Below are 22,082 nucleotides of genomic sequence, written 5' to 3'. Positions count from 1 at the left end.
CTCTTTATAGAACATGGTAATGCGGGATAATATCCTCGTATTCGCCGTCCTTGTTCAAAAATCCGCCCGGAATCACGCCAAGCTGTGTGAATCCCAGCTTTTTGTACAGCGCCAGCGCACCCGTGTTGCTCTTGACGACTGCGTTGAACTGCAGCACGCGAAATCCGCACGTTTTTCCCTGTGCAATGCAGTGCTTTACCAGTTTTTCACCGATATGCTGTCCGCGCACGGTCTTTTTGACGGCGTAGCTTGCGTTGCAGATGTGTCCGCAGCGTCCCACATTATTCGGGTGCAGAATATACAGACCGACCAGTTCACCGGTTGCCGCGTCGTACGCTACGCCGGTATAGGTCTGCTCAGTGAAAAAGGCATGACCGGTCACCTCGTCCAGCTTTTCCATCTGCGGAAAGGCTTTGCCGTCCTCAACGACCTCGTTCCAAATTTCTGCTGCCTGTGCAGCGTCACGCTGCTCGTACTGTCGAATTTCGATCTGCATGGTTTCTCATCCCCTTGTTTTTTATTATAGCATAGTGCAGGAGAAAAGAAAACTGCTGCATCAGTTGCAAACCTGAGGAACGCGCTGACGCCGCGCGGGCGCACAAGAGGGTAGACAACCTGCGGTTTTCCACCCTCTTGTGAATCTCCCCTTTTCCCTTGGATAGCCTGACGCAGACCAGAGACCGGCGACCGCTCCGAAAAGGAGAACGGCAGTCGGGTTACTCTTGCGTGTCTTTCGCAACCTATTCGCAGTTCACAGATACCTTACTGCTACACATACGGGTTACTCTCCACAGGCGCGACACACCCCATGTCGCGCAACTCTTTTACGCGTTACTACAGACAGTTCCTGCGGGTTACACCTATCGACAAACTTTACTGTAGGGTGCGGCAAGGTGAATTGCCCGTCAGGGCAAGAGAAGGTGCCCTGGGGTGCGACTCGGCGCACCGTATCTAAACCATCTGCTCATTGCTAAAACGCAGGGGCGGCCATTGGCCGCCCACAGAATGATAACCCATTGCGTTCTCTTCACTCTTCACTCTTCACTCTTTCTTAAAACGCCGAATACTTCAAAATATCTTTTCGCATTCGCGTGATAATCCGCTTTTCCAGCCTTGAAATATAGCTTTGCGAGATACCCAGCAAATCCGCGACCTCCTTCTGCGTCAGCGCCTTCGGCGTGCCGATGCCGAACCGCAGCGAGATGATCTGCCGCTCTCTCGGCGGCAGATGGCCCAGTGCCCGATGCAGCAGCATTTTGTCCACATCGTCCTCGAGCGGCCGCATGACGCTGTCCGGCTCGGTGCCGAGAATATCACTCAGCAGCAGCTCGTTGCCATCCCAATCTGAGGACAGCGGCTCGTCGATGGAAACCTCGCTCCGCCGTCCGGCAATCTTGCGCAGATGCATGAGGATCTCATTTTCGATACACCGCGATGCATATGTCGCCAGCTTGACGTTTTTGTCGCTCCGGTAGGTGCTCACCGCCTTGATGAGTCCGATCGTTCCAATAGAAATTAAATCTTCTGTTCCCACACCGCTCGACTCAAACTTGCGCGCCAGAAACACCACCAGCCGCAGATTGTGCTCGATAAGACAGTTGCGCGCCGCAATATCGCCCCCGCTGTTCGCCTCCACGGCAGCGGCCTCCTCCTCCGGAGACAACGGCGGCGGCAGAACATCGCTGCCGCCGATATAATGTACACCTTGCGCTCGAAACCGCCGTAAAATCGTCTTTAACCACTGCAGAAGCTTCATTTTACTCTCCCTTTCACACCCCGATAAGTCCCTCGTACGCGCCCTGACCGATGGAGACTGCACCGACTGCACACATACAGTCGAGTGCCGTGCCGTCCGCTCTCAGCACGCTGTCCGGCCGGAAATACAGCAGCAGACCGCCATCCGTGCCGACCGCGTGAAACGGCAGCAGACCGCAGCGTGCAGCCAGATTTTCCGGCAGAGCCGCCAGCTGCGCGGACGCACTGCCGAACGGCAGTTTCGTGTCCAGCAAGCACTCGGCGGCCTTGCGCTCGAGCACCACGACCGGCTTTCCGGATACCGGTTCGATCAGGTCGTTGCCCGTGTCGTGCAGCACACGCACGGCGGTCTGCCGATTGCCGAACCGGATGGTCAGCGTTTCCGTTTCGCGGTGCAGCGCGCCGTGCTTCGCGTCTCCGCACAGGAGTATCCCGCTTGCCGCGTAGCCGACAGCTGCCGCCAGCACGAGCACCTGTATCGGCACCGCAAAGTAGTACCCGCACGAGAGCAGCAGCCTCCTGTCGCTTGCGGCACTCAGCGCCGCCGCCAGTCCGGCGAACGAGGCCGCGACCACGCCGTACAGTGCACACAGCCGCGCAAGGTGCCGCTCTCTGCCGAAAGCGATCATGCACAGGCCCAATCCTGCAAGAAGGCGCAGCGGTGCAAGTGTCAGCACCGGCCAGACCGCACCCAGCACGGCATAGCCGCCGCCGAGTGCTGCTGAGAAAATCAGTCGCATTTTCCGCACCTGCACGCCGCCTAAGCGAGCCGCCGCAAGCAGCGTTGCACCATCCATCAGCGCGTTGACGGCAAACAGCACATCCAGATAGACGACCATACCTCACCTCCCGAACAAGATTCAGTATAGCACGGACAACGTGCGCGTTTTGCCGAATAAAGAGCGTAAAATACCTGAAACCGCTCTACCATAAGATAGAACGGCTTCAGGCAAAGAGTAGTATGTAAGTACGACGTGGTCGAAATGAGAAAGGATATAAAAAAACAGCAAGAGTCCTGCACCTTTTATCGGTATCAGCCCCCTTGCTGTGTCTTTATCATACTGCAAAATCGAAGATTTGTCACCTGTCGATTTTTACAAAATTCCCAGTAATTCTATCGGTTATTTTCGGAGTGCGTACTGTGTCAGCAGCTTTGCCGCGTCCTCTACATCGGAAACCGCACACAGCTCGCTCGGAGAATGGATATAGCGAGTCGGGATGGAGACCGCGCCTGCCTGCACGCCCGCGCGTGCCTTCTGCAGCGCCGACGTATCCGTGCCGCCGCACAGCAGGATTTCGCGCTGCGCGGATACACCGCAGTCTTTCGCCGCCTGCTCGAGCGCATCTACAACCGCCGGTGTGCAGATAACCGAACGGTCCATCACCTTGACTGCCGGTCCCTTGCCCAGCTCGACCGCCATCGCGGACTTCATCTCCGGCAGGTCGCCGGTGTCGGTCACGTCCACTGCGATAGCCGCATCCGGCTCAACTGCGAACGCTGCCGCGCCTGCGCCGCGCAGGCCAACCTCCTCCTGTGCCGTGAACACGAAGTACAGGTCGTTCTCGATTTCCTTGTCCGCCAGCTGCTCCATCATCAGCAGGAGTGTCACACAGCCGATACGGTTGTCCAGATACGGGCCGCACAGCACGCCGTTCTGCTCGAACCGCGGTGCCTCGTACACAGCGAAATCACCGATCTGCACCAGCTTGCGCGCTTCCTCGGCATCCTTTGCACCGATGTCGATGAACAGATTATCCAGCGTCAAATCCTTAAGCGGCGTCTTTTCTTCGTAGGAGATCACGCCGCGCGTGCCGTTGGCAAACTTCACCTGAATATTCAGCAGGTCACCGACATACAGGCCGCCGATCTGCGAAAAACGGATAAAGCCCTTGTCCTCAATATAAGTGGCAACCACGCCGATAGAGTCCATATGCGCGGCAAACAGCAGCTTTTTGCCGTTCTTTGCGCCTTTTTTACGGCAGATAAGGTTGCCGAGCGCGTCCGTCGTCACGTCATCGATATACGCGCCTGCAATCTCCGCGATGGTTTCGCGAACCGCATCCTCACGGCCGGAAGGGCCGAATGCACCCGCGACCGTGTTCCATAAATCAAAAATCTTGCTCATTCGTCGTCCCCTCCGAGTTCTTCCAGAAATGCGCGTGCGGCGGAAAGCACCGCTTCGCAGTCAGCTACTGCCGCCACCGAGGACGGCGAGTGAATATAGCGTACCGGAGCCGCAGCCGCGCACACGCGCACGCCTGCACGGCTCTTGTGGATACGGCCTGCGTCCGTGCCGCCGGCTACGCGCGTTTTCGTCTGCCAGCGGATGCCACGCTTGTCGCAGGCATTGCGCAGAAGTTCAAACAGCTCCGCATCGTAGATCGTCGCGCCATCCATGAACGGCAGAACGACACCGCCGCGTACACGGCAAACAGCTTTGCCGCCTTCCACCTCTGCGAGATCAGCGGCTGTTGTGCCCTCGAGCACCATTGCGAATCCCGGGTCAAGCGCATATGCCATGCTTGCCGCACCGCGCAGACCGACTTCCTCCTGCACAGTGAAGCAGAACCAGGTGTCGATCGGCGGCTCATCCTCGATGAGCTTGAGGAGCGTGGCACAGCCGACACGATCGTCGATCGCCTTGGCCTTGATAAGACCGTCGCCGAACTCGACAACCGCCGAGTCAAACACGCCGTAATCGCCAAGCGAAACCTTGTCCTCAGCGGCAGCTTTGCTCGCTGCACCGATGTCGATATACAAATCCTTGGTCTTTGGCATGGTGCGGCGTTCTGCGGCAGTTGTCAGATGAACCGCCTTGATGCCGATCACGCCCTGCACATTACCGAAGCGAACCGGCCGGCCGATGACCACGCGCGGGTCCACGCCGCCGACAAATCCAAATTTCAGCATGCCGTCGTCCGTAATCTTCTTGATGATAACGCCGACCTCATCCATGTGCGCGCACAGCACAACCGGACGCTCGAGCGCCTTTTTGCCCTTTCGGAACACCATAATATTGCCGATGGCATCGGTTTTCATTTCATCCGCGAACGGTTTTACCTTCTCGAGCACAAACTCGCGCACCGCATCCTCACAGCCGGACGGCCCCGGCAGTGCGCACAGCTGCTTCATCAGTTCGATCATGCGCCCACCTCCTCGTCAAATTCGCGCAGGAATTCTGCCATCAGGTCAGCGACTGCCTGCACATCAGACAGCTCCACGACCTCGACCGGCGTATGCATGTATTTTTCCGGAATGGACAGCAAACCCATTGCGATGCCGCGGCCGACGATCTGCATCGTCCACGCATTCGTGCCGGTGTTGCCCTCCATGATTTCAAGCGTATAGTCGATGTCGTTCGCCTTGGCGGTCTTGATGAGCACCTTGGTGAAGCCGCGGTGCAGGTTCGGACCCATGCCGACTGCCACGCCGCTGCCAAGGTCGAACACACCGTCCGACGGACCGTCCGGCGTTCTGCCGTGGGTCACATCCACCGCGATGGCGTACTCCGGCTGAACCGTAAACGCGCCGGTCTGCGCACCCAGTTCAGTAACTTCCTCCTGCGTGCTGATGAGCACCGCAACATTGCACTTCAGCTTGTCCTTCGCCGCGTGCAGCTGCTCCATTGCCAGCAGGATGGCGGCAACGCCCGCTCGGTCGTCAAGGCACTTGCTGCAAAGCTGACCGCCCGCCAGCTTGATCGGCTGCTGCGCAAACACGATCGGCGTGCCGACACGAATGCGGCTTTTGGCATCGAGCAGACCGGTGTCAATCGCCATCTGGTCGATCGGAACGGCCTTGTTCTGCTCACCTGCTTTGAGCAGGTGCGGCGGCATGCAGGATACCACGCCGTACAGCGGCTCGTCCGCGAGAATGGTCACCTCACCGCCGAGCAGCATGCGCGGGTCCACACCGCCGACCGGCGCGAACCGCAGAAAGCCGCCGTCCAGCACCTCGGTGACAAGAAAGCCGATCTGGTCGAGATGCGCGTCCAGCAGGACGGTTTTCGCGCCCTCTTTACCGCAGGACAGGCTGCCGATCACGTTGCCGTTCTTGTCCGCATCCACGGTGTCGCAGTACGGGCGGAACAGCTCCGCGACGGCCTTTGCCGCCTGCATTTCAAAGCCGCTGACCGCCGGCAGTGCGCACAGCGTCCGCAGCGTTTGTTCTAACTGCAAGGAAATTCCTCCTTTTTTGTCATTTATCGTACAAGGTTTATTATAACCGTTTCTTTCCATGGTTACAAGATAAAAGGCGCTCCTGAGAGCGCCTTTTGCTTTATGAAATCTGTTCTCCGGTCGGCAGATACAGCGCGTTCACCGCGTCCGTTTTGCCGTTCGGATAGGAATCTACCACGCGGAGACAACCGTTTTCAAAGCTGAGCCGATAATAAATGTCGATCGTGTCCTCGATTTTGATCGTACCCAGCGTTGCGCCGAAGCGGTCAAAGCAGGTAATCGTGTGCTCATCGGTCGGGAGCGCGTACACGCCTGCGCCGTCGGTCGCCAGCAGACCCGGACGTCCGCCGTTCAGAATCGGCTTTACGCGGAACAGCACCTTGGTCGTGCCGTCCGCGTCACAGCGGATGTACTCGTATTCCTTGTCGTTAATCCAGTGGCTGTAAATGTTCTGACCGACCTCATCGAACGCATTCTGATAGGTCTTTGTCAGCTTTTTGCCCTTAAAGTTGTACAGCGCATAGTAGCCGGTCGATTCTGCGGCGATGTAGGTATCGCTGTACTGATTCAGCTTCAGCGCACGCGAACTGGACGCGATGCGCTTGCCGCCTGCGATAATCGTATACGAGGTATCATCATCCGTTGTTGCAACAAAGCGATCACCTATGTTATCCGAAAGATACATTTTCTTGTGATCGAGCGCAAAATTCATACTCCACACAGTTTTGCCCGCAGTATCAATAGCACGAATGGTCTTGCTGTCCACGCGAACAACTGCTTTACCGTCCTTGAAGTTGGTCAGGTGGTCATACGTTTGGGTAGCCTTGGTACCGTCCGTGAAAATCATATAATCCTTGCCGTACGTTATACTGTCAATATTCATCGGAATCGCCCAGCCTGCCTGCTCACCGTCCACCGTAGCAAGTGCATAATTTTCCAGAATTTCACCGGTTTTCATATTGTATACAGTGTATTCCCGACTGTCCTCTCGATATAGATAGACCCACTCGCCAAATACCGTAATAGCGGTGAATTCACCATTGTATTTCTTGTAATTGGTTAATAGCTTGTTACCCTTGGCATCCTCAAGGTGCATCTGTACATTAAAACCGTCATCACTGTCAACAACAACAGTATACTTAGCCGCGGTCTTGCTCGGCACCTCGGCATACTTGGTATCATACAGCCGCAGCATGGTCGCGATGGACTGCTCGTGTGTATAGCTGTTATTCGGTGCAAAACGATTGCCGCTGACACCATTCATCACGCCGCTGTTGTACGCCCAGTACACATCGCTGCGTGCCCACGCCTGAATGTCCGCGCCGTCCGCGAAAACGTGCGGCATACGGTCCTTCACGCTGTCCTTGGCATTCTTGCGCAGATTGCCCAGACGGTGCAGCATGCTTGCCGCCTGCTGACGGGTCAGCTGCTGCTGCGGTGCAAATTTGCCATTGCCAACGCCGTTTACCACGCCCAGAGACGCACAGAGCAGCACATCCTCGTCCTCGGTATCCGAGAAGGAAACCGTGGCTTTATCGACGGATTTTACGTTTCCGCTCTTCTCCCAGGTGCGATAAACCGCTGCCGCCAGTGCGCAGAAATCCGCTCGGGTGATGCTCTGCGTATACGCCTGATCGACCTGCTCCGGCACAATGCCCGCGTTCCGCGCGGTATCCACCGCCGACTTCGCCCAGCTGCTCGGCGCTTCCGCTGCCGCAGCTGCCGTTACCAGCATAGCCGCAGATAAAATCGCTGCAATCGTTCGTTTCATAGAAAATCCTCCTTTTAATTCAGCGGTCAGTGATTTTTTCTTTGTTTTGGATATTGCGCGCGCTGTTTTCTGATCGCTGCATTGTATTTGACGTTTGGTATCTGCAAAAGGTTCCCAGATTTATCGGGTAATGTCAAAAAAATCATTGACGGTGCAGGTCTGCAGAATACCGTCCGGCGTGTAGTATTCATCCCGCAGGACGCGCTGCTGCTCGTCATACCATATTTTCTCGGTTACGCCATCCTCGCTGACGCAGACTGCGGTGCGCTCGGTGTCGTCGTATGTCCACTCGTTGTCCTGCATCATTTCATAATTCGGATCATGCACATTGTTTTCCATGCGCAGTATGGAACCGCGTGCATCCTTCACCGTGATCCATGTGCCGGTCAGCACGCCCTCGAAAATCGTGCTGGTTCTGGTCGTTTCTCCGGTCTTGGGATTGTATTCCGACACTGTCTGTGACTGCATGTTGCCTGCCGTGTCGCAGCTCTGCTCCAGATACGGTTCTTCCTCGTCTCCGCGATAGGTGTAAGTCTCTATTCCGTCCGCATTCGCTGTGCGAATGATACGCCCCTGCTCGTCATACTCTGTGTAAGAAACCGTCTTTACACCGCAGGTTGTGGAATACCATGTCATTTTGCTGCCGCTGTAAACCTTGCGTTCGCTGGAACTCACGCCGAACGGACGCTTGCAATTCAGCGACCAGATCTCGCGGTTCTGCGCATCGTAGCCGGTGATTCTGAGATAGGACCATTCCTTCTCATCCGGTATCACGCGCGTTGTCTTTTGCTGTTCAATCCGAGCAGCAGGCTGCATATACGCCAGAAGTGTCCAGTTTTCCGCTGTCGGACGGACATACCGTAGTCCGTTCATCGATAAGCCGCCGAAAACAACGCCGCAGCAGACCGCAGTGCTTGCCGCCAGCATTCCGGCTCGTTTAAGAATGTTCAGCTTCACCCAAACACCTCCTCAGCGGGTGACATCGGTGTAAGTTGTTGTAATCTCACGTGAAAAACCATCCTCCGAAAAGCTATATGCATTTTTTATTGATTTGATAGCCGGAAATCTTCTTATAAGCCCGCGCAAGTGTTTATAAAACCTTGCGAAAATGGCTTAAAATCAAGGTTTTCCGCGTATCGTCATTTATCTTGCCGTATCTCCGTATAAGATGATTTTGTAAGACCGGGCACCATTTTGGCACCACAGATTATAGGAGGACGACATGAAAAACGTACTTTTAGACAAGGGTATTATACTCCCGTCCGGCGAAATCAGCAAGGATAAGGTAAACCTTGTAACCGGAGCAATCACGCAGCCATTCGCAGAAATGGTATGGGTAACGACAGGCGGCGACATGGAAACCGTAAACCGCTTGACCGACGTACTTGTTACCATGAACACCCCCGCCGACCGGGGAAAGCTGTTCAAAATCATAAAAATGCTCTATGGGCTTATGGGCTTGCCCTTTTCCGAGGAAGCCGAGCCTATGGACGCAGACCCCGCCGTTTTGGAATACTTCATTTTTTCCTTTACGGCAGACTTTGGCGAAGTCATACAAGACCTCATAGCCGAAGAAGCAGAATAACGCACCGCACAAGCGGCGTTTCTCACTTCCCACAAGGAAGAACAGGAACGCCGCTTTTTTCATGCCCTTTGTTACGCAGTAGGCATGAAAAAGCCCTTGATTTACGCGGCTTTGTGGGCGCGGTTTTCAGCGGATAAGGGATTGATACCTAAACCCTCAAAATCGCGTTTCTATTGCGTAACAGGTATGCAGCAAAGGAGTGATGAAGCTATGGCAGTTTTCAGAGTGGAGCGCAACAAGGGCTATACGGTTATGAGCAACCACCACCTACGGAACAAAGAGCTATCCCTAAAGGCAAAGGGGCTGCTATCGCAAATGCTGTCCTTGCCGGAGGATTGGGACTATACCCTTGCGGGGCTGTCCTTTATCAACCGGGAGAAAATCGACGCTATCCGGGAAGCCGTTAAGGAACTGGAACGCGCCGGATATATCGTGCGTTCAAGGGAGCGCGACGAGAAAGGACGCTTGCGCGGCACAGACTATGTAATCTTTGAGCAGCCGCAGACCCCGCCTGTATCGGATTTACCTACATTGGAAAATCCAACATTGGATAATCCAACGTTGGAAAAACCTACGCAGGAAAAACCTACGTTGGAAAATCCAATGCAATTAAATAAAGATATACAAAAGACTGACTTACCCAAAAAAGAAAAATCAAATACGGATTTATCAAGTACCGATTCCATTCCTATCCATTCCCTAAATCCCTTGCCTTACGACGGGGAAGCGGCTACGCCGCCGGAACGGAAACGAAAGGAAGCGACAGACGCATACAGCGTTTATGAGGAAATCATCAAGGACAATATCGAGTACGACCATTTTGTACGCTACGGGCAGGTAGACAAAGACCGCTTAGACGAAATTGTTTCGATTATCCTTGAAACGGTATGCAGCAAGAGAAAGACAATCCGTATCGCCGGGGACGATTACCCGGCAGAGCTTGTCAAGGCAAAGTTTATGAAGCTGAACAGCAGCCACATTGAATTTGTCTTTGACTGCATGAAAGAGAATACCACCAAAATCCGCAATATCAAACAGTACCTTAAAGCGGTGCTGTTCAATGCGCCGAATACCATTGACAGCTACTATACCGCCCTTGTCGCTCACGATATAGCGACAGGCAAAATCTAAAGGAGGATTACCACATGGCACAGAAAACAGGAGCTTTGATTTTTGACGAACAGACCGACCGCTACGACATTCGTTTTGACATTGCCGACTATTACGGCGGTTTGCATTGCGGGGAGTGTTTCGACGTATTCACAGGCGGCAAATGGAAGCCGACCCGCATTGAAATGAGCGCGGCGCAGGAATGGTACCTTGTGGGTATCCGCGCCGAGGATTTGAACGGCTTGCGCGTCCGTATCTAAAGCCTATGGGCGGCTACCGCAGCGGCGTACCACCCTAACACTATCAGACTACCGCGAAAGGAGGACGGTAAATGCAAGATGAAATCAACGAAAAGACCATAGCCCTTTACATCAAGACCGGGAAGCTGACCGCGCAGACGCTTCAAAAGGCTATGAAAACGCTGCTTGCACAGATGAAGAAGCAGAAAGACAAAACGCCGCAGGGCAAGCAGACCTTAAAGCAGCTTATGAAGCAGAACGCGGGCGTTTCCAACATTGAGATTACCGAGGGCAATATCAAAGCCTTTGAGAGTACGGCGAAAAAGTACGGTATCGACTTTGCGCTGAAAAAGGACACGACAGAAAGTCCGCCCCGCTACCTTGTATTTTTCAAAGGGCGCGACGCTGACGTGCTGACCGCAGCCTTTAAGGAATTTTCCGCAAAGAAGCTGACACAGGAGAAAAAGCCCTCTATCCGCAAGCTGCTTTCCTCTCTGAAAGAAAAGGCGGCGGGCTTAAACGCACAGCGGGACAAAGTAAAGAACAAGGACAGGGAGGTATCGCTATGAAGCAGGAAGTTAAAAAGCTGCTTATCCTCAATCTGCCTTATCTGCTCTTTGTCTATCTCTTTGACAAGATAGGCGCAGCAATACGCCTTACCCCCGGCGCAGACGCAAGCGAAAAACTCTTGCAGCTTGGTACAGGCTTTGCCGCTGCCTTTTCCAGTATCGCGCCGAGCCTGCACCCCGCCGATCTGCTTATCGGCGTTGCGGGGGCGGTCATTATCCGGCTTGCCGTTTACATGAAAGGCAAAAACGCGAAGAAATACCGAAAAGGCATGGAATACGGTTCCGCGCGTTGGGGCGGTGCGGAGGATATAAAGCCGTATATCGACCCCGTTTTTGAAAATAACGTGTTGCTGACGCAGACCGAAAGGCTGATGATGAGCAGCCGCCCGAAGCAGCCGAAGTACGCAAGAAACAAAAACATTCTTGTTATCGGCGGTTCCGGCAGCGGCAAGACCCGCTTTTTCGTAAAGCCGAATTTAATGCAAATGCACAGCAGCTATGTAGTAACCGACCCGAAAGGCACCGTCTTAATCGAGTGTGGGAAGCTCTTGCAGCGGGGCGGGTACAAAATCAAAGTGCTGAATACGATTAACTTCAAAAAATCCATGAAATACAATCCCTTTGCCTATCTGCGGAGCGAAAAGGACATTTTGAAGTTAGTCAATACCATTATCGCCAACACCAAAGGCGACGGGGAGAAATCCGGCGAGGATTTTTGGGTAAAAGCCGAAAAGCTCTACTATACCGCGCTTATCGGCTATATCTGGTACGAAGCCCCCGACGAGGAAAAGAACTTTACGACGCTGCTTGAAATGATAAATGCGTCGGAAGCCCGCGAGGACGACGAGGACTTTAAGAACCCGGTTGACCTCATGTTTGAACGTCTGGAAGAAAAAGACCCGGAGCATTTTGCAGTCAAGCAGTACAAGAAGTACAAACTTGCGGCGGGTGTTGTATGCTCTAAAAGACTTCTTAATCAAGCGGTTGGGAAGTCTCTTAGAACACACAACCTAAAACCGAAGAAAGGAGCGCAAGTTATGAGAAAAAACGAGAAAATCACTGCTCTGTACGAACGACTGAGCCGTGATGACTTTGGCAAAGATGATGACCAACAGCGTGAGAGCAATTCCATTTCCAATCAAAAAGCTATGTTGGAGGAGTTCGCCGCACGGCAGGGCTTTACAAACATTGTCCATTTCACAGACGATGGCATTAGCGGCACCTGCTTTGATCGCCCCGGATTTTTGGCAATGATGAAAGAGGTTGAAGCCGGGAATGTGGAGTACCTGTGTATCAAGGACATGAGCCGCATGGGTCGTGACTATCTGAAAGTCGGTCAGATTATGGAAATTCTGCGTCAGCGTGGCGTTCGCCTTATCGCCATCAATGACGGCGTGGACAGTGCCAGAGGGGACGATGATTTTACCCCGTTCCGCAACATTATGAACGAGTATTACGCCAGAGACACCAGCCGTAAAATCCGTTCCACTTTCCAGTCCAAAGGCAAGTCCGGCAAGCACCTCACAGGCACAGTCATTTACGGCTATCTCTGGAACGAAGCCAGAGACCAATGGTTGGTTGACCCCGAAGCCGCAGAGGTGGTCAAGCGTATCTTTGCCATGACGATTGAGGGCTACGGTCCGTATCAGATCGCCAGCAAGCTGAAAGAAGAAAAAATTCTCATTCCGTCCGCTTACCTTGCCCAGCACGGCGAGGGCGTGAACAAGAATAAGACTTTCAAAGATGTGTACGGCTGGGGTTCTTCCACCATCTGCAACCTTCTTGAAAAGCGTGAATATCTGGGACACACCATCAATTTCAAGACCCGAAAGCACTTCAAGGACAAGAAAAGCCATTATGTCCCGGAGGACGAATGGACGATTTTTGAGAATACGCACGAAGCCATTATTGACCAGCAGACCTTTGACCTTGTGCAGAAAATCCGTGGGAATGTCAGACGCTACCCGGACGGCTGGGGCGAAGCAGCTCCCCTCACAGGCTTGCTTTATTGTGCCGATTGCGGCGGCAAGATGTATGTCCACCGTACCAACAACGGCAAGCGTATTTCTCAATATACCTGTTCCCAATACAGCAAAGTCCCAGTTGGAAAGCTCTGCACGACACAGCACCGTATCAATGAAGATGTGGTACTGTCCCTTGTTTCCGAAATGCTCAAAGCTATTGCCGAATATGCCAAGCATGACAGAGCCGAGTTTGTCCGTGTGGTGCAGGAAGCACAGTCCAGCCAGCAGACGGCAGAGGTCAGGAAACAGCGGACACGCCTTGCCACAGCAAAGCAGAGAGTTTCCGAGCTGGAAGTCCTGCTCTGCAAAATCTATGAGGACAACATTTTAGGCAAGCTGTCCGACAGCAGATACGCCACTCTGGACGCTCAATACGAAAAGGAACAGTCCGAGCTTACCGCTGAAATCTCTGTTCTGGAAAAGGCTGTCAAGAGCTATGAGAAGCACGAAAAGGACGCTGACCGTTTTATCGCTCTGATTGGTAAGTATGAGAACTTCGACAAGCTGACCATTGCCATGCTCAACGAGTTTATCGAGAAAATTCTTGTGCATGAGCGTGACCGCAAAGGAAGTATACAGACCACACAGGAGGTTGAGATTTACTTCAATTTTGTTGGGCGTTTCGTTCCCCCGGCGTTTGGAGAAGTGGAGCTGACCCCGGAGGAATTAGAAGAAATCCGCAAGCGAGAGGAACGCAAGGACAGACTTCATCAGAACTACTTGAAGCGTAAAGCCAGCGGAGCGCAGAAGCGATACGAGGATAAAATCAAGGAGCGGAAAAAGGCAGAAATCGAAGCCAAGAAAGCCGCCATTCGTGCAGAGGACATTGCAAAGGGCGTGTTCGTCCCTGTCAGCAGCTTACCGCAGAGAGAGCCAATGAAAGGAGTACAATCAGCATGAATATCACTTACACACAGAACGGCGATTATCTTATCCCGAACATCGTTATCCGCAAGACCAAGCCCATCGGACACTACGGCAGACTTCGCAAGGCGTATCTGGAAATGCACCGCCCGATACTGTTCAATGAACTGGTGCTATCCGACAAGCTCTTTGAACATTGTGCCGAGATTGACGAAGCGGCACGAAACCGCATGGAGCTGATCGTGCGGTCACTGGCAGAGCAAAACGGTGTGACTGAGCAACTGAAAGCCGATAATCAAATGGAATGGGTGCGGCAGATGAACGCTTGCAAGGCACAGGCAGAGGAGATTGTGAAAGCAGAATTGATTTATGATTGAGTGAGGAAGTCCGGGCAGAAAACTGTTCGGACTTTTCTCATATATTCCAAAGTTGCGATAGAATTGTTCACGAGTTTTATGGTATAATTTGAATGCGAAAAATCGTAGAATTGGAAGTTGGTAGGAGGTTGCTTTATGAGCCTTGATAGGAAAATAAATCGCATTCAATTTCTCTCAGGAAATTCGCTAAAGGTTATTGCTGTACTGACAATGCTTATTGACCATCTATGTAAAATTGTGCTGCAATGGCTGCTATCAAACTACTGGGGGGCTATGGCAGATAACGGGCAAATGTCGTGGGAGAGATTCCGAGAGATAGATTATTTCATACGGTTTGATTTGCAAAGCATTGGGACGATTGCTTTTCCGCTATTCTGTTTTTTGCTGGCAGAAGGATTCCAACACACAAGAAGTAAAAAACGCTATATTGGGTTGATGCTTGCATTTGCCCTTATTTCGGAAGTTCCATTTGACATAGGTTTCTTTAGTGCGTATTCACGAATGGAAGATACATTTCCGTTTTACTTGAAGTATCAAAATGTATTTTTCACCTTGTTTTTAGGCTTATTGACATTGGTATGCCTTGAAAGATTTTCGTGTAAATCAGACCTACCGGTGGATAGAATAAAATCAGCAGTCCTGCAAGTTCTCAGTGTAGTGCTTTTTTCCGGCATTGCGGAAGGAATCCATTGTGACTACGGTATGCAGGGGATCTTATTCATATCAGCATTTTATATTTGCCGTAATCACCGAATCTATCAAGTGTTGCTGTTCCTTTTGGCTTACATGGGGACAACGGGGAATCAACCGCCTTTATGTACGCTTCTTGCCTGCTTGCTTATTCTGCTATACAACGGAAAGCGTGGTAAACTGAAGCTAAAATACTTCTTCTATGTTTTTTATCCAGCACATATCCTTGTCCTATATTTGATTCAGATAGGACTCGGAAAATACTTACTGAAATGACTAATTGCAGTTTGTCGAGAAATTAAGCCGGAGCAAACCCCTTTAGGAACTAAAGGGCGCACTTCTATACTCTCTGTCGAGAGTAGTGCGCCCTGCGGAGCTTCATTCTCCGTCAGCAGAAGAAAACTGCATGACCGAGAATGTTGCGTCACTTCGTTCCGTCAAGGTGGCTACACCCCCTTGCGCCGCTAAAGCGGCTATCCCCTGTGGACTTGCCGTCCGCAAACGGTTTTGACAAACCGTTCGCCGCCAGCAAGTTTGAAAATCAAGAATCTTAATTTGATAAAGGAGTGTGATTCTATGAAAAAGAAATTACCCATAATCCTCTTGGGTGTTATTTTGGCTTGTGTGTTGGTTTTCGGTTTCCTTTATGCAAACAATGACATTGGTAAAACCGCAAACAGTTTAGAAGCAGACATTCGCCAATCTCAAAAAATTTTGGATGATTGGATTGTTGATGGAAGCATTTCCGACACAATGGCTGCATTTATTTCTTACCCACAGGACAAGACAGACCACACTTTTTCTGTCTATGTAAATCGCCCTGGCTTGTCTTTTGGATATTTCTTCCGTGGTGGTGGAGATATAGTTGAGGTTGATGATTACATTGCAGAGTTTGTTGTTGAGGGAAATAACGAAAGGGCATTTATCTCAATGAATACCCAAAATATTGTTCGACTTGAAGTAGATGATGGCAACGGCATTCAGGTGATTGATATTGATAGTGGCAAGCCTTTCGCCATTGTCCTGCCCCTCAATGTAGGAAACATCTGTTTCTATGATACGAATGGAAATGTTGTGGAATATCTTCGCCAACAACTTTGACCAACTTCAATTTACCGAACTGAACACAACAACTGAATACCGAAAAACTGACCGTTGACTGGTCGCAATCTGCGAAAAGTTGACGGTCTTTTTTTATCCCCATTTTCAAAAAAGGAGGTCACGAAAAATGGCAAAACCGAAAAACCTTGAACAGCTCCGAGCCGAAAAGGAACAGGTCGAGACACAGCTTGCACAGGAACAGCACAAGCTGGAGCGTCTGGAGAACAGAAAGAAGTATCTGGAGAAAGGCGAGAGACAAAAGCGCACCCACCGTCTTTGCAATCTGGGCGGCACGATTGAGAGCCTTGCCCCGGAGTTCAAAGATCTCACACGCACCGAAATGACGGAGCTGATGGAGTACATCTTTTCTCTGCCCGAAGTCCAGCGAGCCGTCCGTCACATGGCGATTACCCACATCAACCAAGCGAGCAGAGGAAAGGAGCAGAAAGCCGATGGCACTATTTCATCTGAGCGTCACGCAGACTAAGCGAAGCGCAGGACAGTCCGCTATTGCTTCTGCCGCCTACCGTGCCGGGGAGCGATTGTATAGCGAGTATTATGGCGAATACAGCGACTACACCCGCAAGGGCGGCGTGATATGCTCCGACATTCTCCTGCCGTCCCATGCACCGAAAGAATACGCAGACCGTCAGACCCTATGGAACGCCGTGGAAAAAGCCGAGCGTGGAAAGACGGCACAGCTTGCATACAGCTTTGACATTGCTTTGCAGAATGAATTTTCCCTTGAGGAAAACATCGCTCTTGCAAGGCAATTTTTATTGGAGCAGTTTGTGAGCCGTGGCATGGTGGTTGACTTCGCTGTACACCAGCCAGACAGAGAGGACGGCGGCATACCCAATCCCCATTTTCATGTGCTTTGCCCCATCCGTCCCATCGAGCAGAACGGCAAATGGGGCTGTAAGCAGCACCGAGTTTACGAGCTGGACGAGGACGGCAACCGTATCCGGGACGCAGATGGAAACTTTGTGTTTAACGCCGTTCCCACTACCGACTGGGGCAGTCCCGAAACGCTGGAATACTGGCGGCAGACATGGGCGGAGCTATGCAACGCCAAGTTTGCTGAAAAGGGGCTTGACGTTAGTATCGACCACCGAAGCTATGAGCGTCAGGGCGTGGAGCTTCTTCCCACCGTCCATGAGGGCGCAACCGTCCGGGCAATGGAGAAGAAGGGCATACGCACCGAGAAAGGCGAGTTCAACCGCTGGATCAAAGCCACCAATGCCGTTATCCGGGACATTAAGAAGAAAATCGCTCTCCTGTTTGATTGGATTGCCGAAGCAAAGGTGGAGCTTGCCAAGCCGCAGGCACCCGACCTTGTTTCTCTGCTGAACGCCTATTACACCCAGCGCAGAGCCGGGGCGTATTCCCAGAAAGGTAAAATCAGCAATCTAAAGGAGATGAACGAGACTTTCAATTATCTTCGGAGGAATGGCATTTACTCCCTTGAAGATTTGGAAAGCCGTGTCAGCGAACACAGTGCTGCCACAGAGAGCTTGAAGAAAACGCTGGATGAGCAGACGGCACGAATGAAAGCGATTAAGCGGCTCTATGACAGCTCCGCCGCTTTCCAGAACTTGAAGCCTGTCTATGACGGCTTGCAGAAAATCAAGCTTGAGAAGCCCAGAGCCAAGTACAAGGCAGAGCATGAAGCGGAACTGATACAGTTCTACGCCGCCAGACGAAAGCTGACCGGGGAGTTCCCAGACGGCAAGGTGGATATGAAAAAGCTGTCCGACGAGTATGACGAGCTGGAACAGGCGCACAACACCACCTATGGCGAGTTTAAGACCGTCAGAGACGATTTACACCGCCTTTGGAAGGTCAAGTCATGTGTAGATACTGCCGCCCGATTTAACGAGCGTACAGAGGAACAAAAGCTCCAAAATCGACCCCAAACACGACAGAAAAAGGAGGATATGACACGATGAAAAAATACGACTGGAAGAACGAGTACAACCCCATCCGCAGAACGGCAAAACGCCTTTTGAGCGGAGAAGCTTTGACCGATGGCAGACCGCTTTCCGACCTGATCGAGCTGGACGAACACACCCGGAAATGCCTTGCCTTTGAAGCCACCCTCACCGACCGCCAGATTGATATGTTGCAGGAGCTGGGCTATCTGCCTGTTATCATGAGACAGTACGGCGAGGAATGTGCGAACTGCCCCTACACGCTGGACGAGCGTGAGCATGGCATTTGCAGACGATGCGCTGTTTTCAAGAAGTAAGGAGGACGCCCATGCAGTACACCCAAGCACAGATCGACCGGGCAAACGCCGTCAGTCTGGAAGATTTTCTCCGCACACAGGGAGAGACACTTATCAAAAGCGGACGGGAATACCGCTGGAAAGAACATGACAGCCTGACCGTCCGGGGAAACAAATGGTTTCGCCACAGCCAGAGCAAGGGCGGCTATCCTATTGATTTTGTCATGGAGTTTTACGGCAAGTCCTTTCCCGAAGCAGTCCAGCTCTTAACCGGCGAAAGCGCCGAGGGACAGAGCGAAGCCAGCACAGCACTGCCCACAGCGTTTCACTTGCCCTTGCACAACAGAACAGCCGACAGAGCAATTCAATATCTTTGCGAAAGCCGAGGTCTCAACAAAACGCTTGTTGAGGCTTTTCTTCTTTCCGGGGATATTTACGAGGACGCAAAGCGGCACAATGTTGTGTTTGTCGGCAGAGACCGAAGCGGTACGCCGAGATACGCCCATGTGCGAGGAACGGCAGACCCATTCAGACAGGACATTGCCGGGTCTGACAAGTCCTATCCGTTCCGCTATGAGGGCAACGGCAACCAGCTCTTTGTCTTTGAAGCGCCGATTGACCTTTTGTCCTTTATCTGCCTTTATCCGCAGGACTGGCAGACAAGGAGCTATCTTGCCCTGGGCGGTGTTTCGGGCAAAGCCCTTGACCGTTTTCTTTCTGAACGCAAGGACACCCGAAAAGTATTCCTCTGCCTTGACAGCGACACCGCAGGAGGTGAAGCCTGCTTCCGACTGGCGCAGGACATTCCCAGCGAGATCGCCGTCATTCGCCTTGTCCCGGCAAGGAAAGACTGGAACGATGTTCTCCGTCAGCAAGGGGACATTCCCAGCCGCAAATTCATAGCCGAGACAATCACGCTGCGAGAGCTGCCCACCGCCCAGCCTGTCCCCATGCTCCGCATGGCAGATGTGGAGCTGACGAGCGTGGATTGGCTATGGTTTCCGTATATCCCCTTTGGAAAGCTGACAATTATCCAGGGCAATCCCGGCGAGGGCAAGACCTACTTTGCTATGCGCCTTGCGGCGGCTTGCACCAATCGAAAGCCTTTACCCGGTATGGAGACACTTGAGCCTTTCAATATCATCTATCAGACCGCCGAGGACGGTCTGGGCGATACCGTTAAGCCCCGGCTGATGGAAGCTGACGCAGACCTTGAACGAGTGCTTGTCATTGACGATAGAGACACGCCGCTGACCCTTGCCGATGAGCGCATAGCAAGGGCAATCCGGGAGAACAACGCAAGGCTTGTTATCATTGACCCGGTACAGGCGTTTCTGGGCGCAGATGTGGACATGAACAGAGCAAACGAGGTGCGCCCGATATTCCGCAGTCTGGGAGACATTGCACAGGCTACCGGGTGCGCTATCGTGCTGATTGGACACCTGAACAAAGCCGCAGGAACGCAAAGCACCTACCGGGGATTGGGGTCTATCGACATTACGGCGGCAGTCCGCAGTCTGCTTTTTATCGGCAAGCTGAAGGACAGCCCCACAACGAGGGTGCTTATCCATGAGAAAAGCTCCCTTGCGCCGCCCGGACAGTCCCTTGCATTTTCTCTGGGAGACGAGAAAGGCTTTGAGTGGATAGGGGCTTATGACATTACCGCTGACGAGCTTCTTGCCGGGACAGACACCGCAAAGACCGAGAGCAAGACCGCACAGGCGCAAATGCTCATTCTGGAACTGCTTGCGGACGGAAAGCGTATGCCGAGTGCAGAGTTGGAAAAGGCAGTCAATGAGCGTGGGATTTCCTCACGCACCATGAGAACGGCAAAGAGCCGTATCGGAGACAGGCTTGTGACCGAGAAAGACAGCACAGCATGGGTCTGCTATCTCCGAGACTGACAACAGGAACACGGCAAGCGTGGCAAAGACGGCAAGGTTTTTATAGATACCTTAATGTTGCCGTCTTGCCTTGTTCCCTCATACCGACACCGCCCGATGATGAATAGTTACCGGGCACTTTTTCATTTACAGGAGGATTTTGAATGAACAATACCGCAACCAACACCGCCACTTGCCCGACTGTCAGAAAGCAGATTGGCAAGACCACCTATATCGTCCGTATCCATTTCAGCGAGACCGCCAAGGAGACGATGGAGGACAAAATCAAGCGTATGCTCCGTGAAGAAGTCCGCAAAATGTGACTTCTTTTTGAATTTGATGAAAAAGTCCTTGACTTTTCGTCTCTGGCAAGACCGCTAAATCAATCCTTATTTCCTGTGGCGCAAGGTTAGCCCCCTTTGACATACGGGAACTGCGCGAACTCATGGAAACCGACGAAATGGAGCTTGACACTTTGGGAGATAGAAAAACGGCATTGTTCGTTATCATCTCCGACACCGACGACACTTTCAATTTTGTTGTTTCCATTCTCTACACGCAGCTTTTCAACCTGTTATGCGATAAAGCCGACGACGTTTACGGCGGGCGGCTGCCTGTTCATGTACGCTGCCTGTTAGATGAATTTGCAAATATCGGTCAAATCCCGAAGTTTGAAAAGCTCATAGCGACCATACGAAGCCGCGAAATATCGGCTTCTATTATTTTGCAATCACAGTCGCAGCTAAAGGCAATCTACAAGGACAACGCCGACACGATTGTAGGCAACTGCGACACGACCCTTTTCTTGGGCGGCAAGGAAAAAACGACGCTCAAAGAAATATCGGAAATCTTAGGCAAAGAAACGATTGACAGCTTCAACACTTCCGAAACCAGAGGGCGGGAGCTTTCGCATGGGCTGAACTATCAGAAGTTAGGCAAAGAGCTTATGACGCAGGACGAAATCGCGGTCATGGACGGCGGGAAATGTATCTTGCAGCTTAGAGGTGTGCGCCCGTTCTTCTCTGATAAATTCGACATCACGAAGCACCCGAAATACAAGTACCTGTCCGACGCAGACCCGAAAAACGCCTTTGATATGGAAAAGCACATCAAACGCCGCCCCGCTATCGTAAAGCCGGACGAAGTATTTGACTACTATGAAATCGACGTACAGGAGGACGCAGCACCGTAAAGGAGGTGGTAATCTATCCGAACTGTAAACATTGGCTATATGGTACGCGCCCCTACTTGGGGCGCGGCAGGAAGCCGCAGCGTATCAACCCTTACAAAAATGACAACTGAATACCGCCGCGCCGCAGCAGTTTAAGCAGCGCGGGGACAGCCGCCAAACATAGGCGGCTTTTTTCATACCCAAAACCAAAAACAAACAATTTTTATCGCCGCAAAGCGGCAGAAAGTGAGGAAATTATATGGCATTTTTCAACAGCGCAGTAGGCGTATTGCAGACCCTTGTTATCGCTCTTGGAGCAGGCTTAGGTATTTGGGGCGTTATCAATCTTCTGGAGGGATATGGTAACGACAATCCGGGTGCGAAATCCCAGGGCATGAAGCAGTTCATGGCTAATTAAAGGGAACAAAAAGAAAGGAAAAGCCAATCCAGACGGTATCAGCGGCAGGCTACAAGAATAAATTGTGATTTCACAAGATTGGTGCTATAATAAGAGAAAAGTTCCTGCCGGGGCAGCCG

Annotated in this window: 21 protein-coding genes and 3 pseudogenes; 16 read left to right on the top strand and 8 right to left on the bottom strand. The window is 52.1% G+C overall.

Annotated features, from left to right (window positions below; genetic code table 11):
- Positions 1 to 4 precede the first annotated feature (4 nt).
- The 8 genes from C7386_RS10520 to C7386_RS10485 all read right to left on the bottom strand — a co-directional run bounded on the left by C7386_RS10520 (position 5) and on the right by C7386_RS10485 (position 8,662).
- Positions 5 to 496, bottom strand: coding sequence for a GNAT family N-acetyltransferase (locus C7386_RS10520; protein WP_116705503.1), 492 nt, complete (start codon positions 494 to 496; stop codon positions 5 to 7).
- A gap of 555 nt (positions 497 to 1,051) precedes the next feature.
- Complete coding sequence (sigE, locus tag C7386_RS10515) at positions 1,052 to 1,756, bottom strand: RNA polymerase sporulation sigma factor SigE (protein ID WP_116705502.1); 705 nt, start codon at positions 1,754 to 1,756, stop codon at positions 1,052 to 1,054.
- A gap of 13 nt (positions 1,757 to 1,769) precedes the next feature.
- Positions 1,770 to 2,594 (bottom strand): sigma-E processing peptidase SpoIIGA, encoded by an 825-nt coding sequence (locus C7386_RS10510; RefSeq protein ID WP_116705501.1) that lies wholly within the window; start codon positions 2,592 to 2,594, stop codon positions 1,770 to 1,772.
- 282 nt (positions 2,595 to 2,876) lie between these two features.
- Positions 2,877 to 3,881 (bottom strand): M42 family metallopeptidase, encoded by a 1,005-nt coding sequence (locus tag C7386_RS10505; RefSeq protein ID WP_116705500.1) that lies wholly within the window; start codon positions 3,879 to 3,881, stop codon positions 2,877 to 2,879.
- On the bottom strand, positions 3,878 to 4,900 hold the full coding sequence (locus tag C7386_RS10500; RefSeq protein ID WP_110436164.1) for a M42 family metallopeptidase: 1,023 nt from the start codon (positions 4,898 to 4,900) through the stop codon (positions 3,878 to 3,880). The genes C7386_RS10505 and C7386_RS10500 overlap by 4 nt, the downstream gene beginning before the upstream one ends.
- Positions 4,897 to 5,934, bottom strand: a complete 1,038-nt coding sequence (locus C7386_RS10495) for a M42 family metallopeptidase (RefSeq protein WP_165815535.1) — start codon at positions 5,932 to 5,934, stop codon at positions 4,897 to 4,899. The genes C7386_RS10500 and C7386_RS10495 overlap by 4 nt, the downstream gene beginning before the upstream one ends.
- Positions 5,935 to 6,034: 100 nt before the next feature.
- Positions 6,035 to 7,705, bottom strand: coding sequence for an S-layer homology domain-containing protein (locus C7386_RS10490; protein ID WP_110436162.1), 1,671 nt, complete (start codon positions 7,703 to 7,705; stop codon positions 6,035 to 6,037).
- A 120-nt stretch (positions 7,706 to 7,825) separates the two neighbouring features.
- Positions 7,826 to 8,662, bottom strand: a complete 837-nt coding sequence (locus tag C7386_RS10485; RefSeq protein WP_110436161.1) for a hypothetical protein — start codon at positions 8,660 to 8,662, stop codon at positions 7,826 to 7,828.
- Between the two features lie 265 nt (positions 8,663 to 8,927).
- Between C7386_RS10485 and C7386_RS10480 the strand changes: the two genes are divergently transcribed.
- The 16 genes and pseudogenes from C7386_RS10480 to C7386_RS10410 form a co-directional block, all read left to right on the top strand.
- A complete protein-coding gene (locus tag C7386_RS10480; protein ID WP_002584990.1) occupies positions 8,928 to 9,290 on the top strand; it encodes a hypothetical protein in 363 nt (120 codons plus the stop codon).
- A gap of 210 nt (positions 9,291 to 9,500) precedes the next feature.
- Positions 9,501 to 10,421 (top strand): DUF6017 domain-containing protein, encoded by a 921-nt coding sequence (locus C7386_RS10475; RefSeq protein ID WP_046921275.1) that lies wholly within the window; start codon positions 9,501 to 9,503, stop codon positions 10,419 to 10,421.
- A gap of 14 nt (positions 10,422 to 10,435) precedes the next feature.
- The gene (locus C7386_RS10470) at positions 10,436 to 10,660 is read left to right on the top strand and encodes a DUF5348 domain-containing protein (RefSeq protein WP_002584988.1); all 225 of its coding nucleotides are present in this window, start codon (positions 10,436 to 10,438) and stop codon (positions 10,658 to 10,660) included.
- A 71-nt stretch (positions 10,661 to 10,731) separates the two neighbouring features.
- Positions 10,732 to 11,208, top strand: coding sequence for a PcfB family protein (locus tag C7386_RS10465; RefSeq protein WP_046921244.1), 477 nt, complete (start codon positions 10,732 to 10,734; stop codon positions 11,206 to 11,208).
- Positions 11,205 to 12,185 (top strand): annotated as a pseudogene (locus tag C7386_RS13935) (type IV secretory system conjugative DNA transfer family protein); the annotation flags it as partial. The gene C7386_RS10465 and the pseudogene C7386_RS13935, both read left to right, overlap by 4 nt.
- Before the next feature lie 60 nt (positions 12,186 to 12,245).
- Positions 12,246 to 14,132, top strand: a complete 1,887-nt coding sequence (locus tag C7386_RS13930) for a DUF4368 domain-containing protein (protein ID WP_330378750.1) — start codon at positions 12,246 to 12,248, stop codon at positions 14,130 to 14,132.
- Entirely contained in the window at positions 14,129 to 14,473 is a 345-nt protein-coding gene (locus C7386_RS10455; protein ID WP_033119194.1) for a TnpV protein, read from the top strand. The genes C7386_RS13930 and C7386_RS10455 overlap by 4 nt, the downstream gene beginning before the upstream one ends.
- Positions 14,474 to 14,608: 135 nt before the next feature.
- Complete coding sequence (locus C7386_RS10450) at positions 14,609 to 15,439, top strand: TraX family protein (RefSeq protein ID WP_025483373.1); 831 nt, start codon at positions 14,609 to 14,611, stop codon at positions 15,437 to 15,439.
- 300 nt (positions 15,440 to 15,739) lie between these two features.
- On the top strand, positions 15,740 to 16,264 hold the full coding sequence (locus C7386_RS10445) for a hypothetical protein (protein ID WP_015516227.1): 525 nt from the start codon (positions 15,740 to 15,742) through the stop codon (positions 16,262 to 16,264).
- 127 nt (positions 16,265 to 16,391) lie between these two features.
- The gene (locus tag C7386_RS10440; RefSeq protein ID WP_055191773.1) at positions 16,392 to 16,751 is read left to right on the top strand and encodes a DUF3847 domain-containing protein; all 360 of its coding nucleotides are present in this window, start codon (positions 16,392 to 16,394) and stop codon (positions 16,749 to 16,751) included.
- Positions 16,717 to 18,213: a MobQ family relaxase gene (mobQ, locus tag C7386_RS10435; RefSeq protein WP_060457860.1), complete on the top strand. Its 1,497-nt coding sequence runs from the start codon at positions 16,717 to 16,719 to the stop codon at positions 18,211 to 18,213. The genes C7386_RS10440 and mobQ overlap by 35 nt, the downstream gene beginning before the upstream one ends.
- Positions 18,210 to 18,512, top strand: coding sequence for a hypothetical protein (locus C7386_RS10430; protein ID WP_024729653.1), 303 nt, complete (start codon positions 18,210 to 18,212; stop codon positions 18,510 to 18,512). Before mobQ ends, C7386_RS10430 begins: the two co-directional genes overlap by 4 nt.
- Before the next feature lie 11 nt (positions 18,513 to 18,523).
- Positions 18,524 to 20,395, top strand: a complete 1,872-nt coding sequence (locus C7386_RS10425; protein ID WP_116705498.1) for an AAA family ATPase — start codon at positions 18,524 to 18,526, stop codon at positions 20,393 to 20,395.
- Positions 20,396 to 20,538: 143 nt separating this feature from the next.
- Complete coding sequence (locus tag C7386_RS10420; RefSeq protein WP_116705497.1) at positions 20,539 to 20,697, top strand: transposon-encoded TnpW family protein; 159 nt, start codon at positions 20,539 to 20,541, stop codon at positions 20,695 to 20,697.
- A 41-nt stretch (positions 20,698 to 20,738) separates the two neighbouring features.
- A pseudogene (locus C7386_RS10415) lies at positions 20,739 to 21,566 on the top strand (VirD4-like conjugal transfer protein, CD1115 family); the annotation flags it as partial.
- Positions 21,567 to 21,804: 238 nt separating this feature from the next.
- Positions 21,805 to 21,957: pseudogene (locus tag C7386_RS10410) on the top strand (Maff2 family mobile element protein); the annotation flags it as partial.
- Between the last annotated feature and the right edge of the window lie 125 nt (positions 21,958 to 22,082).

The sequence above is a fragment of the Agathobaculum butyriciproducens genome (assembly GCA_003096535.1).
Classification (GTDB): Bacteria; Bacillota; Clostridia; order Oscillospirales; family Butyricicoccaceae; genus Agathobaculum; species Agathobaculum butyriciproducens.
This window is presented reverse-complemented; position numbering and strand designations above follow the sequence as displayed.

Bases quoted from the DNA above. Each gene is read 5' to 3' on its own strand.
- C7386_RS10425 (WP_116705498.1), top strand. From the start codon at position 18,524: ATGCAGTACACCCAAGCACAGATCGACCGGGCAAACGCCGTCAGTCTG.
- C7386_RS10440 (WP_055191773.1), top strand. From the start codon at position 16,392: ATGGCAAAACCGAAAAACCTTGAACAGCTCCGAGCCGAAAAGGAACAG.
- C7386_RS10475 (WP_046921275.1), top strand. From the start codon at position 9,501: ATGGCAGTTTTCAGAGTGGAGCGCAACAAGGGCTATACGGTTATGAGC.
- C7386_RS10420 (WP_116705497.1), top strand. From the start codon at position 20,539: ATGAACAATACCGCAACCAACACCGCCACTTGCCCGACTGTCAGAAAG.
- sigE (WP_116705502.1), bottom strand. From the start codon at position 1,756: ATGAAGCTTCTGCAGTGGTTAAAGACGATTTTACGGCGGTTTCGAGCG.
- C7386_RS10500 (WP_110436164.1), bottom strand. From the start codon at position 4,900: ATGATCGAACTGATGAAGCAGCTGTGCGCACTGCCGGGGCCGTCCGGC.
- C7386_RS10445 (WP_015516227.1), top strand. From the start codon at position 15,740: ATGAAAAAGAAATTACCCATAATCCTCTTGGGTGTTATTTTGGCTTGT.
- C7386_RS13930 (WP_330378750.1), top strand. From the start codon at position 12,246: ATGAGAAAAAACGAGAAAATCACTGCTCTGTACGAACGACTGAGCCGT.
- C7386_RS10465 (WP_046921244.1), top strand. From the start codon at position 10,732: ATGCAAGATGAAATCAACGAAAAGACCATAGCCCTTTACATCAAGACC.
- C7386_RS10510 (WP_116705501.1), bottom strand. From the start codon at position 2,594: ATGGTCGTCTATCTGGATGTGCTGTTTGCCGTCAACGCGCTGATGGAT.
- C7386_RS10480 (WP_002584990.1), top strand. From the start codon at position 8,928: ATGAAAAACGTACTTTTAGACAAGGGTATTATACTCCCGTCCGGCGAA.
- C7386_RS10470 (WP_002584988.1), top strand. From the start codon at position 10,436: ATGGCACAGAAAACAGGAGCTTTGATTTTTGACGAACAGACCGACCGC.
- C7386_RS10450 (WP_025483373.1), top strand. From the start codon at position 14,609: ATGAGCCTTGATAGGAAAATAAATCGCATTCAATTTCTCTCAGGAAAT.
- C7386_RS10430 (WP_024729653.1), top strand. From the start codon at position 18,210: ATGAAAAAATACGACTGGAAGAACGAGTACAACCCCATCCGCAGAACG.
- C7386_RS10520 (WP_116705503.1), bottom strand. From the start codon at position 496: ATGCAGATCGAAATTCGACAGTACGAGCAGCGTGACGCTGCACAGGCA.
- C7386_RS10455 (WP_033119194.1), top strand. From the start codon at position 14,129: ATGAATATCACTTACACACAGAACGGCGATTATCTTATCCCGAACATC.
- mobQ (WP_060457860.1), top strand. From the start codon at position 16,717: ATGGCACTATTTCATCTGAGCGTCACGCAGACTAAGCGAAGCGCAGGA.
- C7386_RS10505 (WP_116705500.1), bottom strand. From the start codon at position 3,881: ATGAGCAAGATTTTTGATTTATGGAACACGGTCGCGGGTGCATTCGGC.
- C7386_RS10490 (WP_110436162.1), bottom strand. From the start codon at position 7,705: ATGAAACGAACGATTGCAGCGATTTTATCTGCGGCTATGCTGGTAACG.